Genomic DNA, 17,143 nt, shown 5'->3' on the forward strand with positions numbered 1-17,143 from the left:
TTTGGACTAAAAATTGAATAAGTAATTTAACTTTTAGATATTTTTGTAATCCAAAACAGTGAAAGCATCTTATGAAGATTAAAGACGCGGAAATTATTTCGTTGATGCAAGATTCACGAACTCAGGAAAAAGGAGTTCGTGCTCTGATGGATGCTTATCAAAGTAGATTGTATTGGCACATAAGAAGAATTATTGTGGACGGAGATCTTGCTCAGGACACTTTGCAGGAGACTTTTATTAAAGCTTATCAGAATTTTCACCAGTTCAAAAACGATAGCCAATTGTATACTTGGCTGTACAGAATTGCTACCAACGAAGCATTACAGCAGGTAAATAAATTGAAGAAAATGCAGAAATCTGATGAAGATCCTGAATACCATATGCAGAATCTTATTGCTGACAATACAGAAGGAAGCGCAGAAGAAATACAAATATTGCTACAGAATGCTATACAGAGTCTGCCAGAAAAGCAGAAACTGGTATTTATGATGCGGTATTATGATGATTTGCCTTACGAAGAAATATCTAAGATTGTAGATATGTCGGTAGGAACATTAAAAACAAATTATCATTATGCCAAACAAAAAATAGAAGAATATATTAAAGAAAATTACGAAAGATAATTTCTTAAAAAACTGAGATGAAAGACTTTGATCTAGAAAAATTAGAACGTAAAAACATTTATAAAGTCCCTGAAAATTTATTTGAAAATATTCAGGGGAAGGTTTTGAGCGGGATTAATGATTTTGATCTCGAAAAATTAGAACGCAAAAATATTTATACAATTCCTGAAAATCTGTTTGCAAATATTCAGGAGAATGTATTGAATAATATGTCACCTGCTAAAAAAGCACCTGTTTTTAAATTAAATTTAAATTGGGCTTATGCGGCGGCGGCGTCATTAGCATTGATTTTTGGGATGACTTTTGTTTTTAATAATAATGATTCAAAAGAAAAAGAGAATTCCCAGGCAGCATATGCTATGAATAACCAGGAACCTAAAACAGAAAGCGAACTCGCTTATGAAACTCTAAAATCTGATTTAACTTCTGTTGAAAATAATAATCAAATAACTGGAGATCAGAATAATAAAAATTCTTATGTTCAGGATAACAGCAACGGAGATGAAAAAACAAAATCTCAAATCGTAAAGCCTGTTTCGAAACATAATGAAACACAAATGAACGAGTACTTGGAATCATTTACCAATTCTGAAATATCAGAACTGGCAAGTAATTCCACTCAGGATGTTTATTTGGATTTATATAATTAAAAGAAAGGATGAAAAAGATATTATTTACACTTTTTATCATTTATAGTTTTGTCTTAAATGCACAAAGGACAGACTATGACTGGAAAAAAATGGATCCCAAACAGAGGAAGGAAGTTATCAATAATCTTTCTCCTGAAGAAAGAAAAGCACTTCTTACCAAGTTCAGGAATAATATGGTGATGGAAAATCTGAATATTGACCCGAGTGATAAAACCGAATTTACGGAGATTTATAATGAATATCTGGATAGCCAGAGACAGATAAAGAGTCAGTTTAATTCTAATTTTGATCCTGAAGCCTTATCTGATGAGGAAGCGAAAGCTAAACTTCAACAGAGTTTTGAAGTAGGGCAGAAGCTATTGGATAATAGAAAAAAGTATGCAGAAAAAATGCAACAAGTAATTCCTTGCCAAAAAGTTTTGAAATTGTTTCAATCTGAGGGAATGATGAGAGATAAGATGAATGAAAGAAAACCGCACGGAAACGATAATAATTCAAGACCTAAGCAAACCCCATAATAGTTTATTTTTTTAATGTTGGACGACTCTCATAATTTATTTGTGAGGGTCGTTTAATTTTAAAGGAATTTGTAATTTTACTTCTGAAACTTTCTTATGATGAAACAAATTTTATTATTCCTTTTATTTTCAGGGGCATTATTTTCGCAGAAAACAGAAATTATAGATCTTACCAAATCTATTAAAGACAGCAAAAACTCTATCAAAAGTTTTACGGTGATAGATCAAAGAGCTAGCCAGGAAATCGGATCGGTAATGTATCATAAAGACGAAATAAAAGTTGCTTTCGAAAATGATGCAAGTAAAGATATTCAAAATTGGTTTTATAAATATAATCCGGTAAGAGGTAATGACAATATGGTTCTTTTACTGGAGAAATTAAATATTTCTGAAGATAAAAAAGAAAAATATTCAATTGGAAAACTTGAGTTGAGAGCCAGCATTTTCATTAAAAAAGATGATGGATATCATTATGTTTGTAGAAAAGATACAGTTGCAACAACTTCATCCCGTACTACACCATATTTGGGACAAAATCTGGCGAGAAAAACGACTCTTATTTTAACAGATTTATTTAAAGATTCTTATGAAGCAAAACCATGGGATTTTAGTATTCCAGAGAATGAACTTCAAAATTATGCTTCTTTATTAAAAGATAAGCTTGATATTTTAAAGGCAACTGAGCTAACAGATGGAGTTTATAAAGATTATTATAGCTTTTTTACATACAATCCTGATCCCGAATATACATTGCAGACTAATGACAAAGGAATAGTTACAAAAGCAATAAAAGGGGAGGACAAAAAAGCAATCAGATATTTCTATGCTTTTGTATATAAAGGAATTGCATACAAAAATATTCCTTTTGGCTATACTGAAATATTTAAAGATGAGAATGGTCTTTTTATTGAGGTTACAAAGGCAGAATTATTTCCTGAATCCACAACTAGTGGTGCTTCGATTGGAGCTGCAGCGGGGGGAATCATTGGAGGGGTAATTGGTGCTGTTGTAGATGCCAGTATAGGCAGTAAAAAACGTAATACTAATGGCTCTAAAGTTTATCTTGATCCTTTTACAGGACATTATATTTTGCCTGAAAATTTTGGTAAAACTAAATAATAATAAGAGAGACCGAAGTCTCTTTTTTTTTACCTTTATTAATATTGCATAATTTAATAGTTTTAGTATTTAAACATATCAGACAAAATATAATGAAAAGAGAGAATATTGATTCATATTGGCTTATAAATTGATACTAAAACATTATCGTATTTTTAATTCCTCGATGAACAAATCAACTCTAATTTTAGTTTTGTTTTTAAGCTACTTTTCGTGTTTTAATGCCCAAGAAAAGAAAGATTCGCTCTATTACAAGATCGAAGAATTTTCTGATAAAAGAAAAGTTACCAAATTTTTTCATCGTTTCATATTTCGTAGAGAAGCAGATTCTGCTTCTGTTAAAACCACTACAGAAAAATTGTTGCAGGAAACCTATAATGGGAGACACATCAGAACCATCAGAATACAAACAATTGACCCATTCGGTTATGGTTCTGAAGATAAAAAAGAAAAATCAAAATGGTACGATTGGTTTACCAATCATCTTCATGCCAATACCAAAGTCTCTACCGTCAATAATTATTTACTTTTTAAAGAAGGAGAAGAATATAATGCTCAAAAAATTTATGAATCTGAACGTCTGCTTAGAACAATGCCTTTTATAAACAGGGTTAATATCAGTATTTCGGATAGTACTTCCTCCAAAGATTCTATTGATGTTGTGGTAAAAGTTCTCGATTCCTGGAGTCTGAAACCTAGACTAAGTTATTCGGGAAGTAAGATTGGTTTGGGACTTACTGAAGAAAATGTGTTGGGATTAGGGCACGAATTTGATTTTCTTTATAGAAATGATTCCAAAGAAAAACAGAATTACTTGTTGGGAAGCTATACGGCGTATAATCTTTTTGGTTCCTATATTAATGCCCAGATTTTGGGTGAACGTGACTTTTCTAAAAACGAAAGAATCAATTTTAATGTCACAAGAGATTTCTTTTCACCATTAACAAAATGGGCAGGAGGATTGAGTTTTGAATATTTTATGCGGAACGTTTTGCTTCCGACAGAATCAGAAACTACTTTTCCTGAAGCCCAGATCAAAGTCTATAGTCAGGATTTGTGGGGAGGCTATCAGATTCCTGTTTCATCAGATCCAAGTGAAAAAGTATCCAGTAATATTGCTTTTATAGGAAGGTTTCAGAATTATCAATATAAAGACAGTCCGGATATTGACCAGTTTCAGTATTTCAGATCTTACAGCAGTTTTCTGATGTCGGTTGGATATATTCAGCGAAAATTTTCAGTTCAGAAAAATATTTTTCAATATGATTTGCCTGAAGATATTGCTTACGGAAATTCAGTTAATATAACAGCCGGTGCTTTATCAAGAAGCAAGGATGTGATCCCTTATGCCGGAGTTTCTGCCTCTTATGGGGATTTTACAAATATCGGATACTTTACTGTGAAAGCCCAGTTTGGAAGATTCTTTAATGAAAACAAACAAAACCGCGAGTCGTTCCGCTTGGATGGAACTTATTTTTCCCATCTTATGGATTGGAAGTTTGCCAAAGCCAGACATTTCTTTTCCCCAACCTTAGCATTGGGAAATCCGGAGTATAACTATTCTTATAAAGACAGGATCAATCTTTCTTCAGCAGATGAGTTTCCTGTTTATACAGCCGATTATATTGGAACCAAAAAACTTGTTTTAAGGTATCAGCTTCAACTTTTTATTAATAAAACCTGGAAAAATTTTCATTTCAGTCCGTATTTAACGACAGCAGTAGGTTGGCTGGGGATGCCGGATGACAAATTATTGAGAACGACTATGAATACCAAAATAGGAGTGGGGGTTCTCATTAATAATCCTTTTCTGGTATTCAACAGAATACAGGTTTCTTTTATGTATTATCCGCGGGTGCCATTTGATAATAATTCTGTTTTTGACTTTAACAGCAACCGGAATAATCTTTTACCGATGAATTCTTTTGGTGCAGATATCCCGCGTTTTGTGAATTTTGGAAATTAATTTCACCTCATAAATTAAGAATAAGGAATTATCCTGCATTTTATTATCTTTGCAAACTACATAGTTCTTAAATGAAAAACATACGAAATTTTTGCATAATCGCTCATATCGACCATGGTAAAAGTACTTTGGCGGATCGTCTTTTGGAGTATACTAATACAGTATCTCAGAGAGAATTACAGTCTCAGACGCTGGATGATATGGATTTGGAGAAAGAACGTGGGATTACCATTAAGTCTCACGCTATCCAGATGGATTATGAATATAAAGGCGAAAAATTTATATTAAATCTTATTGATACACCGGGACACGTTGACTTTTCTTATGAAGTTTCCCGCTCAATTGCAGCCTGTGAAGGTGCGCTTCTTATTGTAGATGCTGCGCAAAGTATTCAGGCACAAACGATTAGTAATCTGTATTTGGCATTGGAAAATGATTTAACAATCATTCCGATCTTGAATAAAATTGACCTTCCTTCTGCAAATCCTGAAGAAGTAACTGATGAAATCATGAATTTAATTGGTTGCGAATATGAAGATGTATTAAGAGTTTCAGGAAAAACGGGTGAAGGAGTTCATCACTTATTAGAGCAAATTGTGGAGAGAATCCCGGCTCCGGTTGGAGATCCGAACGCTCCGCTTCAGGCTTTGATTTTTGACTCGGTTTACAACCCTTTCAGAGGAATTGAGGCCTACTTTAAAGTAGTAAACGGGAGCATCAGTAAAAATGAAAAGGTAAAATTCTTCGCTACCGGAAAAGAATATGGAGCGGATGAAGTAGGTACCTTAAAGCTGAAGCAGGTTCCAAAAAAAACGATCCAGTGTGGAGACGTTGGATATCTGATTTCAGGGATTAAAGATGCAAGGGAAGTAAAAGTAGGAGATACCATTACCTCTTTTGAAAATCCTGCAGCAGCTCCGATCGAAGGTTTTGAGGAAGTTAAGCCAATGGTTTTCGCGGGTATTTATCCTATTGATTCTGAAGATTTTGAGGAGTTAAGATTCTCTCTTGAAAAATTAAGACTGAATGATGCCTCTCTGGTGTTTGAACCGGAAAGTTCAGCAGCTCTTGGTTTCGGTTTCCGTTGCGGATTCCTGGGAATGCTTCACATGGAAATTGTTCAGGAACGTCTTGACAGAGAGTTTAATATGAACGTGATCACAACGGTTCCTAACGTCTCTTATTTTGGATATTCTAAAAAAGAACCGGAAGTTCCGATCCTGATCAATAACCCGTCTGAAATGATGGATCCTTCAATTATGGATAGAGTGGAAGAACCTTTTATTAAAGCTTCTATCATTACAAAATCTGATTTCGTAGGACCTGTAATGACTTTATGTATAGAAAAAAGAGGAGAAATCGTTAACCAAAGTTATTTAACTTCAGAAAGAGTTGAGTTGGTTTTCAATATGCCTTTAGCTGAAGTCGTTTTTGATTTCTATGACAGACTGAAATCTATTTCCAAAGGTTACGCTTCATTCGACTATCATCCGATTGGATTCAGAGCTTCTAAGCTTGTAAAAATGGACATTCTGATCAATGGTGATATGGTAGATGCTTTATCTTCCTTAATTCACGATTCTAATGCTTATCATATCGGTAAGAAGATGTGTGAAAAACTTCGTGAACTGATCCCAAGACAGCAGTTTGATATTGCAGTTCAGGCGGCATTAGGAACGAAAGTTATTGCCAGAGAAACCATTAAAGCCTTAAGAAAAGACGTTACCGCAAAATGTTATGGAGGAGATATTTCCAGAAAACGTAAGCTTTTGGAAAAGCAGAAAGAAGGGAAGAAGAAAATGAAGCAGATTGGTAGGGTAGAAGTACCACAATCGGCGTTCATGGCTGTGTTAAAGCTTAATGATTAATAAAAGAGCCAAGTAAAAAGGCAAAAGATATAAAAGTAAATCCGCAGATATATTTCTGCGGATTTTTTTTACTTTTTACGGGTAAATATTATTTCCATCGTTTTAAACTCTTTTCCGGTCTTTGAATCCGGGCCGTACATTTCCAGTTTTTGGGTATTGTCATCTACGAAAGTATAAACCTCTCTTACATCACAATCTTTTCCCGGTCTTGCCGGATCGGTCATTTTCCCTTTAAATTCAATAGATTTTGTTGAAACATTCCATTCGCCCTCCATATTCATAATTCCTGTTCCCATATTGTCGATCCAGGTGCTTACGAATTTCTTTTTGGCATTATCATAACCTGTGATACTCATTCCTTCAAAAGGCATTCCCATAAAGTTTCCTTTATGTTCACTTATCTGATAACGTCCATCGAAGATCATTTTATTAGTAGCTTCAGAGGTACTTGTCATTGGTTTTGCACCATTTTCCATCCAGGTCGTATTGGCTCCGTTCCATGCTCCGTCAGATTTAGCCAGCATTTTGTGCATATCTCCCGGGGTTGCAAAATCCATCCATGCTTTGGTTGCCGTTGCAGAGTCTACAGGTTTCCATTCTTCGGTTTTCTCAGTTTTTACATCCATTTTCACTTTATCACAAGCAATAAACAGAAAAGCAGTGCAGGCTGCAAATAATAAATTCTTCATAATGGTTTAGTTTTAAGTTATTTATAAAATTAATTAAAATTATAAAGCAAAGTTTTTTTATTTTATGCTTGATATTGTTTACGCTAAAGTGTAATTTTGTGTATTCACAACGCAAATTAATTCAATGAGTACTCCAAAAAAAATACAGGATATAAAAGTCGCCGTAGATGCCGTTATTTTCGGATATTTTGATAAGAAAGACCTTCAGCTTTTGTTGATTCAGAGGAATATCGAGCCATTTAAAGGCGGTTGGGCTCTTCCCGGCGGACTGGTTTTGGATGACGAAAATCTGGATGATGCCGTAAAAAGAGAATTATACGAAGAAGCGGGTATAAAGCCTGATTTTCTGGAGCAACTCTATACTTTTGGGAATGTGGGTCGCGATCCGAGAAACAGGGTAGTTTCGATAGCTTATTTGGGGCTTGTAAATCCTTCTTATCATGAACTGTTTGCCGATTCTGATGCGGATGATGCACAATGGTTCAGTGTGAATCAGCTTCCTAAATTAGCTTTTGACCATCAAACGATTATTGATCTTGCATTAAAAAGGCTTCGTACCAAAATTCAGTATCAACCGATTGGTTTCAATCTTTTGAATGAAGAATTTGCTTTTTCTGACTTGGAAAATCTTTATAAAACCATTATCGGAAAGGAAATTGACCGCCGAAATTTCCGTAAAAAAATCATGAGCTACGGACTGCTCAATGATACCAATACGTTAAAAAAAGAAGGCAGTGGAAGACCCGGAAAGTTATTTACCTTCAATGAGAAGAAATACAAGGAGCTTGAGGAGCAGGGGTTCTATTTTGAAATCAAATAAATTTAAAAACAAAAACTACATTAACTTGTTGTTCTCTCGCTGTCATTCTGAAAGTAGCGAAGTGGATTAAGAATCTGTAGATTGTAGGTTATATTCTTCCTTCGTCAGAAGGACAAAGGAAGTGAATTAACATTTCGATAGTTTTTCAGCTCATTCAAAAGATTCACATTTGTGTCCATTGTGAAAAAATTTGAGAAATTAGTGTTCCAATAAATTAAATTTTTCATATTGATAATCAATCAATTAAATTAATTAGCGTAAAATTAACACAAATAAATTTGGAGAATAAAATCATATTCTTTTAAATTTGTGTAAAAATAACGCAATAATGAAATATCACTTACAAAATATAATTGAAAGATTCCAGAGAAAGGAAAAGCTGAAGTTTTTATTCTTTTGGGGACATACTGCGAAAGATGAAATTACAAAGTCGTGTTTCAGTCAATGGTTTCCTTTTAAGTTCGAAGAAAACGGAATTGTCTACAAAACAGCTGAACATTATATGATGGCTGGAAAAGCAAGATTATTTAATGATCATGAGACTTTACAGGAAATATTAACTTCAAATTCTCCTAATCAGGCAAAAAGTCTGGGTAGAAAAGTCAAGAATTTTGATCCTAAAATCTGGGATGAGCATAAGTATGATATTGTAAAGCAGGGAAATCTTTTGAAATTTTCACAAAATGAAAAGTTTAAGGAATTTTTGCTTTCAACAAATGATAAGATTTTGGTAGAAGCCAGTCCATACGATAAAATATGGGGAATTGGAATGCTGGAAACAGATACGAGAGCAGAAAATCCATTGTTATGGAATGGTGAAAGTCTCTTAGGATTTGCTTTAATGGAAGTAAGAGACGAATTAAGAAGGTAAAAACACATAACCCAACACAAAGTATTGATTATGAAAAAGAAAGAATTACACCCACAGATTTTTATTATAGAGAATTTTCTGACTGATGAAGAATGTGATCATTATATTGAACTAACGAAAGATAAAGTCTTTGAAGAAGCCAAAATCAATATGGGAGGGCAACAAATGATGAGCAAAGGAATTCGAAATAATGACAGGCTGATGGTTTTCGATAACGATTTAGCTAAAAATCTTTTCGAAAAAGCGGTTGAATTTCTTCCTCAGACTCATGAAGATTACAAAGTTTTAGATTTTAACGAAATGTTCAGAATTTACAAATATTCTTCCGGACAAAGATTCAAAATGCATCGTGACGGAAGCTACATCAGAAATGAAAATGAGAAAAGCTTTTACACTTTTTTAATTTATCTGAATGACGATTTTGAAGGTGGAGAAACCGAATTTGAAAATCTGTTCACTGTGACACCGAAGAAAGGTTCTGCATTGGTTTTTTACCATCCTTTGAGACATGAAGGAAAAACTTTAATCAGTGGTTTAAAATATGTTTTGAGAACGGATGTCATGTACTCTAAAGAATAGTTCGAAAGGAATTATGGCAAAACCATGCAGTTTTTAATTAGCGTAAAATTAACACAAAATAAATGAGTTATGGAAGAAGATTTAAAACCCAGATTCATCGAGTCATTACAAAGAAATAATGACCAGATCAGAGAAGACCGTGCCCGAATTATCGGAGAAGATGCAGAGCTGATTTACAGGCGTAGAGTAGAAGATATCGAACTGAAAATCAAAAGACTGGAAAGAGAACAGGAAGGATTAACGGATGTGAGTCCTTTAGACAAAAACAGTTTGACATTCGCTGATTTTCAGCCGGAAGCATTCGTTCAGAAAGACATAGAATTATCATTAATCATCAGAAATTTAAATATTCAGTTAGAATTAACCAGAACAAGATTTGAATATTTATTTGGCAAAAAAATTTAAGTTATGGGAAGTACAAGATACGACATGGACGCTCGTTTTGACAGAGCAAGGAAAGCAGGATATGCATCAAAATCTGCAAGTGAAATTTTCACGCAGAATGCAAAGAGAAAAGCACATGAATCTATGAACCCGCACGGTATTTCTTTCAGGGAATCAAGAGATTCTGAGGTTCATCCGAATTCGGTTCCTATTATTTTAGGATTAGACGTGACGGGAAGTATGGGACATATTCCTTATGATTTGATCCAGGAAGGTCTTCCAAAATTAATGGGCGGAATTATCCAGGGTGGCGTTCCCGATCCGGCACTTTTATTTTTAGGAATCGGAGATCATGAATGTGACAGTTATCCTTTACAGGTCGGTCAGTTTGAATCCGGAGATGAAGAGCTTGATATGTGGTTGACAAGGACTTACATTGAATCTGGAGGCGGAGGAAATGCAGGTGAAAGCTATTTATTGGCATGGTATTTTGCCGCTTTTCACACGAGAACAGATGCCTTTGAAAAGAGAAACCAAAAAGGGTTGCTATTTACTGTTGGTGATGAACCCTGTTTGAAAACACTTCCTGCTTCAGCGATCAGAGAAATCATGGGAACGGGACAGCAGACTTTCAAACACACGGAATTATTGGCTGAAGCTCAGAAGAAATATGAGGTTTTTCACATCAGTGTCCTGCATTCCGGACAGGCGGTTAATGCCGATAAAGGCTGGAAAGACCTGCTAGGACAAAACTGTTTATCTATTGAAGACTACAGAGATGTTCCGAAAGTAATCAAAGAAGTGGTTTGCAGCAGATTTAAAGATAGCTTTACGAGAACAACGGATTTAAAAGGATTAGATAATATTCAAATGTATTAAAAATGAAAACAGCACAAATAATTATAGGCTTAGGATTTGGGGACGAAGGCAAAGGTATTACCACCGATTTTCTGGCTCAGCAACATCCTGAGTCTGTAGTTATTCGGTTTTCAGGAGGTCAACAGGCGGCGCATACGGTGATGATTGATGATAAAAAACACATTCATTCCAGCTTTGCGAGTGGTGCGCTGCGTGGTTTGCCTTCGTATTTCACGGAACATTGCACGATTCATCCGACGTTTTTATTCAATGAAAGAGAAGAATTAATTCAGAAAAACGGAAATATAGAATTGACTATACATCCGTTAGCAAAAGTAACAACACCTTTTGATGTTTTATACAATAGAAAAAATGTCAAAAATTTAGAACATGGAACCTGCGGAAAAGGAGTAGGTGCAACAATGAAAAGAAATGAAAGTCCGTTTAAATTATTTGCAGTTGATTTAATCGCTCCAAGAGCGATGCTGATTGAAAAATTAAAAGGAATTGCCAATTATTATGGTTTTGAAGAAGGAGAAGAAATTGAAAATGCACTGCAGGATTTTTTAGAAGCCATCGATAAGATTGATTGGAAAATAGAAGGGTATGAGTATTTAAAATCATTTAACCATCTTATTTTTGAAGGAAGCCAGGGAATTTTACTGGATATGGATCACGGTGTTTTCCCAAATGTAACCTATGCAAATACGACTTCAAAGAACGCTTATGAAATCTGCAAAGTATTAAAAATTGAAAATATTGAAATGTTTTATGTGACCAGAAATTATTCAACCCGTCACGGAAGCGGATGGATGAGCAATGAAAAACCATTAAACTTGAAAAATAATGAAGAAGAAACCTGTACTTTTAATGAATATCAAAAAGATCTGCGTTTCGGAGATCTGGATTATGAACTGTTGAATTATGCGTTAAAAGTTGATGAAGCTTATGTTGTTGCCAAAAAGAAAAATCTGGTAGTAACTTGCTTAGATCAGTTGGATGAAACATTTAAAATAGAAAATCTTAAGATGAAATTTGATGCAGTTTTTGGATCTTATTCGCCTTATTCAAAAGATTTTAAAAGAATGAATTGATATAAAGAGATAAAAATAATTAACACAACTATCATATCAATAGGAATGGGCTTTAGCCCATTTTCATAATAAAGCAAAGTCAAAAGGCTTTAGCCAAAACTTAAAATATTAGAAATCATGAAAACAATAACATATTTAAAAGGCGACGCCACAAATCCTCAAAATTTAACATAGTAGAATTTCTTTGTGAGCTTTGTTAAGTGAAACGCCTTTGCGAACTTAAAAATCAGCAGGATTATTGGCAAAAAAACTTTGTGGACTTTGCGTTAAAAAATTAGAAATACTAAAATACAAGCGATGAAAAAAATATATGTATCCGGAAATGGAAATGTGTCGTGGGAAAATTTTCATCAGTTTTATATCGAACCAATAAAAAAATTAAACCTTTCCGAATGTGAATTTATTATCGGCGATTTTTCAGGAACCGATACTTTAATGATGGAATTTTTAAAGGATAAATCTAAAAATGTAACAGTTTTACATGTCGGAAAAAGACCAAGATATTTTGCCAATTCATTTCAGACAAAAGCAAAAAACTGGAAAATAATTGGGGGATTTAATTCTGATAATGAAAGAGATCAGTTTGGAATAGAATTTTGTACTCATTTTTTAGCCATCGATTTTAATAGTGATGAAAAAAGAAAAAGCGGAACTTTAAAAAATATTGAAAAGTGCCTAGTTTAGGTAAAATTAAAATCAAGTAACCATGAAACAAAAACCCTATACAGACCTGTCGGAGAAAAAGAAATGCTTTTAATTATCGAAAGCAATTTCAAAAAATTTCCTCCAAGATTAGAATGGCAACCCATTTTCTATCCCGTTTTAGATGAAGGTTACGCTTCCGAAATCGCTGAAAAATGGAACACAAGAGATGACGCCGGAAATTATCTTGGTTTTGTAACAGAATTTGAAGTATTAGAAGAAGTTGCCAATCAATATCCTGCACAAAATGTTGGAGCTAGAAATCACAATGAACTGTGGGTTCCTTCGGAAGAATTGGATACTTTTAATCAGGCGATTGTAGGAGATATTAAAGTGACGAAAGTATTTATGGGAAAAGATTTTAAAGAACCTGCAAATGCTGATGTAGAAAATTTACTATTAAATATAAAAAAACTGACGATGACCAATAAAGGAATGGCAAAAGATACACTGGAGATCTTGGCCAGGAAATATTATATTAACGAGCACAACGAAAAAGTAAATATAGAAAACGAGCTAGAAGTTTCGACAAAAGAAACAGTTCTGTTTTATCCTGAAGAACTTTCAGAACTCGCAAACAACGAACTTCCTGAAACTAATTTTGAAACTCAGTTTGAAGTCTGGAGATGCAGTTCTTTAAAAGCAATTTTACAATTAGCCGAAGAAGAAAATCAGGAAAAAATAATGTGCCTGAATTTCGCATCGGCAAAAAATCCTGGTGGTGGTTTTATTAACGGAGCCGAGGCACAGGAAGAAAGCTTGGCGAGAACTTCTGGATTGCATGAAAGCTTGCTTCAAGGATGGGACTATTATAAAGTTCATCGCGAAATGGAATCTTGCTTTTATACCGATATGATGATTTACAGTCCAAAAGTTCCGGTTTTCAGAAAGGATAAAGGCGAATTGCTGCCGAAACCGGTTTTATGTAATTTTATCGCGTCTCCCGCGGTAAATGCAGGAGTTGTCAAACGTCAGGAGCCGGAAAGAGCTCACGAAATTTTTGGGGCAATGGATGTAAGAACAGATAAAATGCTGGCTTTGGCTTTACATCAGGGAAATGAAACCTTGATTTTAGGAGCTTGGGGATGCGGTGTTTTTAAAAATGATCCGAAAGAAATTGCTGAATTATTTAAAAAGCATCTTCATGGAAAGTATAAAAATAAATTTAAAAGAGTGGTTTTTGCAATTCTCTCGAAGAAGGAGGAGATGATAAAGCCGTTTGAAGAAATATAATGAGGACAAATAAACTTTTACTTGCTTCAAAATCACTGACTGGTATTTCTATTGGCGACGCTTTTGGAGAAAGTTTTTTCGGAGAAGAAAGTTTGATGAAAAGCTATATTCATCAGAGAATCATTCCTGAAAGCACTTTAGATTTTACAGATGATACGATCATGGCAATTGCTGTTTTCAAATCTTTAGAAAAATTCGGAGAAATTTGTCAGGATTTTCTGGCAGAAGAGTTTACAAAAAACTATTATTTGGATATCAATCGAGGTTATGGACCTTCGATGCATCAATATTTCAGGAAGGTAAAAAGCGGAGAAAACTGGAAAGAGGTTTCTTATTCAAAATTTGAAGGACAAGGCTCGATGGGTAATGGTGGAGCAATGAGAGCGGCGGTCATTGGAGCTTATTTTTATGATGATTTTGACAAACTTAAATTGAATGCAGAACTTTCTTGTGAAGTTACCCATGCGAGCAAAGAAGCAATTGAAGGAACAAAAGCAATTGCTTTGGCTGCAGCTTTTGTGGTTCAGGAAAAATTGGAATTAATAAAACTTAGTCAACAGGAATTTATCCAAAAAATTCAGTCTGAATTAGATGATTCCGATATGAAAAGCAAGTTAAATAAAGCACTTTATTTAGACGGAAATCCGAGTACTGAATTATTAGTCAAAACTTTAGGAAACGGAATTAAAATGACGGCTCAAGACACTGTTCCGATTGTCATCTGGATGCTTTCGAGATACAGAAATAATTTTGAAGAATGTTTTTGGAATACCGTTTCGGCTTTAGGCGACAGGGATACAACCTGTGCAATGGCTGGAGGAATAAGTATTTTATGTTGCGATGAAAATACAATTCCTACTTGGACAAAAAATGTTGAAAACTGGAAAAACAGCAAATTTTATGAAAATTGAATTAATAAAAGGCGACATCACCAAAATACAAGCAGATGCCATCGTAAACGCAGCCAATTCTTCCTTACTTGGCGGTGGCGGTGTCGACGGAGCAATTCATCGTGCAGGAGGAAAACAAATTCTGGATGAATGTATCGAAATCAGAAACCGACAAGGGAAATGCAAAACGGGTGAAGCGGTTGTAACCACAGCCGGAAACCTTCCTGCAAAATATGTGATTCACACAGTCGGTCCGGTTTGGAATGGAGATGAAGAAAAATGTTCAGATTTATTGGTAAATTGTTATCAAAATTCTTTGAAAATTGCGGAAAGTTTGAATGTTAAAACGATTGCTTTTCCTAATATAAGCACGGGAATTTATAGATTTCCAAAAGAATTGGCTGGAAAGATTGCTATTGACGAAGTAAGGAATTTCAAATCAGAGGTCATAGAAAAAGTTATTTTTGTCTGCTTTGATGATGAAAATGAAGAGATTTATAAAAAGCTTTTAGAAATACATTAATGAAATAATTTAAAAATCTTTATGTTCTTTGCTGAGTGAAACGCCCTTGCGAGCCTTGAAGCAGTTAGTAAATAAAATACTTCATGGACTTTGCGTTAAAATTAATTATAAAAACGAAAACAAATGAAAAAACTAACCATATTAACCGGCGCCGGAATCAGTGCCGAAAGCGGAATAAAAACTTTCAGAGATGGAGATGGTCTTTGGGAAAATCATAGTATAACGGATGTGGCAAGTCCGGAAGGATGGCGAAAAGACAGAGCTTTGGTATTGGAATTTTACAATCAGAGACGCCGACAGCTTCATGAAGTGGAACCAAACGATGCACACAGATTATTGGCAGAGCTGGAAAAGCATTTCGATGTTCAGATTATCACACAAAACATCGACGATTTGCATGAAAGAGCGGGCTCTACCAATATCATTCATCTTCACGGAGAGCTGTTCAAATCATGTTCATGCAACAATAAATACCTGATTTACGAACAAAAAAGCGACATCAACATCGGTGATAAAGCTGAAGATGGCGCTCAGTTGCGACCTTTTATCGTTTGGTTTGGAGAAGATGTTCCTTTGATGAGAGAAGCTTCAAAAAAAGCAAAAGAAGCAGATATTTTTCTGGTGATCGGAACCTCTTTGCAGGTGTATCCGGCTGCAGGATTACTGCATGATATCAAGGATGATTGTCTGTTGACTGTGATCAATCCTAATGAAACTGGCTTCGGATACGGACAAAGAGCGGTTGTCATGAAAGAAACAGCAACTCAGGGAATGAAATTATTGTTTGATAAACTCTTAGATCTTGCTTAATGAAAGATTATGTAAAAGCCGGAATCTTTGGTGTTTGCATCGGTGATGCTTTAGGTGTTCCGGTGGAATTTAAGAGTAGAGAAACCTTAAAGAGATTTCCTGTTGAAACCATGCAGGAATTTGGTTCTTGGAATCAGCCGAAAGGAACTTGGAGCGATGATAGCTCATTGACACTTTGCATAGCAGAACAGTTAACCAAAGGATATGATCTGGAGAAGATTGGAGAAAGCTTTGTGAAATGGGTAAAATATGGACATTGGACAGCTCATGGAAGACTTTTCGATATTGGCGGAACAACCCGTCATTCCATTGCAAGATTGATTAAAGGTGAAAGCGCCAGATTTTCAGGAAATATCTTTGAAGAAGACAATGGGAACGGCTCTTTGATGAGAACTCTTCCCTTGGCTTTTTATCTTAAAGACGAAGAAAATATTGAGAAATTATATCAAACTGTAAAGGAAGTTTCATCAATTACTCACGGACATTTTCGTTCAGTTTTTGCATGCTTTATCTATGTGATTTTTGCGATTGAATTAATCAAGGGAAAAAATAAGGAGGAAGCTTATTATCATACCCAAAAAACAGCTTTGGAATTTGCAGGAATTCAAGGTTTTAACCCAAAAGAGATTCAACTTTTTGATAGAGTTTTAAAGAATGATATTTCAAAATATAATGAAGATGCAATTAGTTCTGGAGGTTATGTTCTTCAAAGCTTAGAAGCCTCATTATGGTGTTTTCTGAATTCTGAAAGCTATGCTGAGGCTGTTTTAAAAGCAGTCAATTTAGGAGAAGATACCGACACTACCGGAGCCATCACAGGAGGAATTGCCGGGATTTATTATGGTTTTGAAAATATTCCGGGAGAATGGATTGAGGTATTGGCGAGAAATGAAGATATTGAAAATTTATGTATTAAGCTGGATAATAAATTATTAAAATAAAAAAC

General features: G+C 34.7%; 19 protein-coding genes. 18 read left to right on the plus strand and 1 reads right to left on the minus strand.

Going from position 1 to position 17,143, the window contains the following annotated elements; genetic code table 11:
- Positions 1-71 precede the first annotated feature (71 nt).
- From CLV73_RS14315 to lepA, 6 genes are all read left to right on the plus strand, one after another.
- On the plus strand, positions 72-623 hold the full coding sequence (locus CLV73_RS14315) for an RNA polymerase sigma factor (RefSeq protein ID WP_100377554.1): 552 nt from the start codon (positions 72-74) through the stop codon (positions 621-623).
- A gap of 17 nt (positions 624-640) precedes the next feature.
- Positions 641-1,273, plus strand: a complete 633-nt coding sequence (locus tag CLV73_RS14320; protein WP_228424382.1) for a hypothetical protein — start codon at positions 641-643, stop codon at positions 1,271-1,273.
- An 8-nt stretch (positions 1,274-1,281) separates the two neighbouring features.
- A complete protein-coding gene (locus CLV73_RS14325) occupies positions 1,282-1,791 on the plus strand; it encodes a hypothetical protein (RefSeq protein ID WP_100377555.1) in 510 nt (169 codons plus the stop codon).
- A 96-nt stretch (positions 1,792-1,887) separates the two neighbouring features.
- The gene (locus CLV73_RS14330; RefSeq protein WP_157798808.1) at positions 1,888-2,910 is read left to right on the plus strand and encodes a YajG family lipoprotein; all 1,023 of its coding nucleotides are present in this window, start codon (positions 1,888-1,890) and stop codon (positions 2,908-2,910) included.
- 166 nt (positions 2,911-3,076) lie between these two features.
- Entirely contained in the window at positions 3,077-4,876 is a 1,800-nt protein-coding gene (locus CLV73_RS14335; RefSeq protein ID WP_100377557.1) for a BamA/TamA family outer membrane protein, read from the plus strand.
- A gap of 71 nt (positions 4,877-4,947) precedes the next feature.
- Complete coding sequence (gene lepA / locus CLV73_RS14340; protein ID WP_100377558.1) at positions 4,948-6,744, plus strand: translation elongation factor 4; 1,797 nt, start codon at positions 4,948-4,950, stop codon at positions 6,742-6,744.
- Between the two features lie 68 nt (positions 6,745-6,812).
- Here lepA and CLV73_RS14345 read toward each other — a convergent pair whose 3' ends face one another.
- The gene (locus CLV73_RS14345) at positions 6,813-7,433 is read right to left on the minus strand and encodes a DUF1579 domain-containing protein (RefSeq protein WP_100377559.1); all 621 of its coding nucleotides are present in this window, start codon (positions 7,431-7,433) and stop codon (positions 6,813-6,815) included.
- A 142-nt stretch (positions 7,434-7,575) separates the two neighbouring features.
- On the opposite strand from CLV73_RS14345, the gene CLV73_RS14350 reads away from it, so the two are divergent.
- From CLV73_RS14350 to CLV73_RS14410, 12 genes are all read left to right on the plus strand, one after another.
- The gene (locus CLV73_RS14350) at positions 7,576-8,253 is read left to right on the plus strand and encodes an NUDIX hydrolase (RefSeq protein WP_100377876.1); all 678 of its coding nucleotides are present in this window, start codon (positions 7,576-7,578) and stop codon (positions 8,251-8,253) included.
- Positions 8,254-8,581: 328 nt separating this feature from the next.
- Positions 8,582-9,124, plus strand: a complete 543-nt coding sequence (locus tag CLV73_RS14355; RefSeq protein WP_100377560.1) for an NADAR family protein — start codon at positions 8,582-8,584, stop codon at positions 9,122-9,124.
- A gap of 30 nt (positions 9,125-9,154) precedes the next feature.
- Entirely contained in the window at positions 9,155-9,703 is a 549-nt protein-coding gene (locus CLV73_RS14360) for a 2OG-Fe(II) oxygenase (protein ID WP_100377561.1), read from the plus strand.
- Positions 9,704-9,772: 69 nt separating this feature from the next.
- Positions 9,773-10,108: a hypothetical protein gene (locus tag CLV73_RS14365; protein ID WP_100377562.1), complete on the plus strand. Its 336-nt coding sequence runs from the start codon at positions 9,773-9,775 to the stop codon at positions 10,106-10,108.
- A 3-nt stretch (positions 10,109-10,111) separates the two neighbouring features.
- Complete coding sequence (locus CLV73_RS14370) at positions 10,112-10,966, plus strand: hypothetical protein (RefSeq protein ID WP_100377563.1); 855 nt, start codon at positions 10,112-10,114, stop codon at positions 10,964-10,966.
- 2 nt (positions 10,967-10,968) lie between these two features.
- On the plus strand, positions 10,969-12,039 hold the full coding sequence (locus CLV73_RS14375; protein ID WP_100377564.1) for an adenylosuccinate synthetase: 1,071 nt from the start codon (positions 10,969-10,971) through the stop codon (positions 12,037-12,039).
- A 297-nt stretch (positions 12,040-12,336) separates the two neighbouring features.
- On the plus strand, positions 12,337-12,723 hold the full coding sequence (locus CLV73_RS14380; protein ID WP_100377565.1) for a hypothetical protein: 387 nt from the start codon (positions 12,337-12,339) through the stop codon (positions 12,721-12,723).
- 63 nt (positions 12,724-12,786) lie between these two features.
- On the plus strand, positions 12,787-13,974 hold the full coding sequence (locus CLV73_RS14390) for a TIGR02452 family protein (protein ID WP_228424384.1): 1,188 nt from the start codon (positions 12,787-12,789) through the stop codon (positions 13,972-13,974).
- Positions 13,974-14,885: an ADP-ribosylglycohydrolase family protein gene (locus CLV73_RS14395; RefSeq protein WP_100377566.1), complete on the plus strand. Its 912-nt coding sequence runs from the start codon at positions 13,974-13,976 to the stop codon at positions 14,883-14,885. Before CLV73_RS14390 ends, CLV73_RS14395 begins: the two co-directional genes overlap by 1 nt.
- Entirely contained in the window at positions 14,875-15,387 is a 513-nt protein-coding gene (locus tag CLV73_RS14400) for an O-acetyl-ADP-ribose deacetylase (RefSeq protein WP_100377878.1), read from the plus strand. The genes CLV73_RS14395 and CLV73_RS14400 overlap by 11 nt, the downstream gene beginning before the upstream one ends.
- A gap of 123 nt (positions 15,388-15,510) precedes the next feature.
- Positions 15,511-16,197 (plus strand): SIR2 family NAD-dependent protein deacylase, encoded by a 687-nt coding sequence (locus tag CLV73_RS14405; RefSeq protein WP_100377567.1) that lies wholly within the window; start codon positions 15,511-15,513, stop codon positions 16,195-16,197.
- A complete protein-coding gene (locus CLV73_RS14410) occupies positions 16,197-17,138 on the plus strand; it encodes an ADP-ribosylglycohydrolase family protein (RefSeq protein ID WP_100377568.1) in 942 nt (313 codons plus the stop codon). The genes CLV73_RS14405 and CLV73_RS14410 overlap by 1 nt, the downstream gene beginning before the upstream one ends.
- The last annotated feature ends 5 nt before the right edge of the window (positions 17,139-17,143 follow it).

The organism is Chryseobacterium geocarposphaerae (assembly GCF_002797535.1).
Taxonomy (GTDB): Bacteria; Bacteroidota; Bacteroidia; order Flavobacteriales; family Weeksellaceae; genus Chryseobacterium; species Chryseobacterium geocarposphaerae.

Excerpts from the sequence above, each read along its gene's own strand:
- CLV73_RS14355 (WP_100377560.1), top strand. The coding sequence starts at position 8,582 with ATGAAATATCACTTACAAAATATAATTGAAAGATTCCAGAGAAAGGAA.
- CLV73_RS14375 (WP_100377564.1), top strand. The coding sequence starts at position 10,969 with ATGAAAACAGCACAAATAATTATAGGCTTAGGATTTGGGGACGAAGGC.
- lepA (WP_100377558.1), top strand. The coding sequence starts at position 4,948 with ATGAAAAACATACGAAATTTTTGCATAATCGCTCATATCGACCATGGT.
- CLV73_RS14360 (WP_100377561.1), top strand. The coding sequence starts at position 9,155 with ATGAAAAAGAAAGAATTACACCCACAGATTTTTATTATAGAGAATTTT.
- CLV73_RS14335 (WP_100377557.1), top strand. The coding sequence starts at position 3,077 with ATGAACAAATCAACTCTAATTTTAGTTTTGTTTTTAAGCTACTTTTCG.
- CLV73_RS14410 (WP_100377568.1), top strand. The coding sequence starts at position 16,197 with ATGAAAGATTATGTAAAAGCCGGAATCTTTGGTGTTTGCATCGGTGAT.
- CLV73_RS14380 (WP_100377565.1), top strand. The coding sequence starts at position 12,337 with ATGAAAAAAATATATGTATCCGGAAATGGAAATGTGTCGTGGGAAAAT.
- CLV73_RS14400 (WP_100377878.1), top strand. The coding sequence starts at position 14,875 with ATGAAAATTGAATTAATAAAAGGCGACATCACCAAAATACAAGCAGAT.
- CLV73_RS14325 (WP_100377555.1), top strand. The coding sequence starts at position 1,282 with ATGAAAAAGATATTATTTACACTTTTTATCATTTATAGTTTTGTCTTA.
- CLV73_RS14345 (WP_100377559.1), bottom strand. The coding sequence starts at position 7,433 with ATGAAGAATTTATTATTTGCAGCCTGCACTGCTTTTCTGTTTATTGCT.
- CLV73_RS14320 (WP_228424382.1), top strand. The coding sequence starts at position 641 with ATGAAAGACTTTGATCTAGAAAAATTAGAACGTAAAAACATTTATAAA.
- CLV73_RS14390 (WP_228424384.1), top strand. The coding sequence starts at position 12,787 with ATGCTTTTAATTATCGAAAGCAATTTCAAAAAATTTCCTCCAAGATTA.
- CLV73_RS14405 (WP_100377567.1), top strand. The coding sequence starts at position 15,511 with ATGAAAAAACTAACCATATTAACCGGCGCCGGAATCAGTGCCGAAAGC.
- CLV73_RS14330 (WP_157798808.1), top strand. The coding sequence starts at position 1,888 with ATGATGAAACAAATTTTATTATTCCTTTTATTTTCAGGGGCATTATTT.
- CLV73_RS14370 (WP_100377563.1), top strand. The coding sequence starts at position 10,112 with ATGGGAAGTACAAGATACGACATGGACGCTCGTTTTGACAGAGCAAGG.
- CLV73_RS14315 (WP_100377554.1), top strand. The coding sequence starts at position 72 with ATGAAGATTAAAGACGCGGAAATTATTTCGTTGATGCAAGATTCACGA.
- CLV73_RS14365 (WP_100377562.1), top strand. The coding sequence starts at position 9,773 with ATGGAAGAAGATTTAAAACCCAGATTCATCGAGTCATTACAAAGAAAT.
- CLV73_RS14395 (WP_100377566.1), top strand. The coding sequence starts at position 13,974 with ATGAGGACAAATAAACTTTTACTTGCTTCAAAATCACTGACTGGTATT.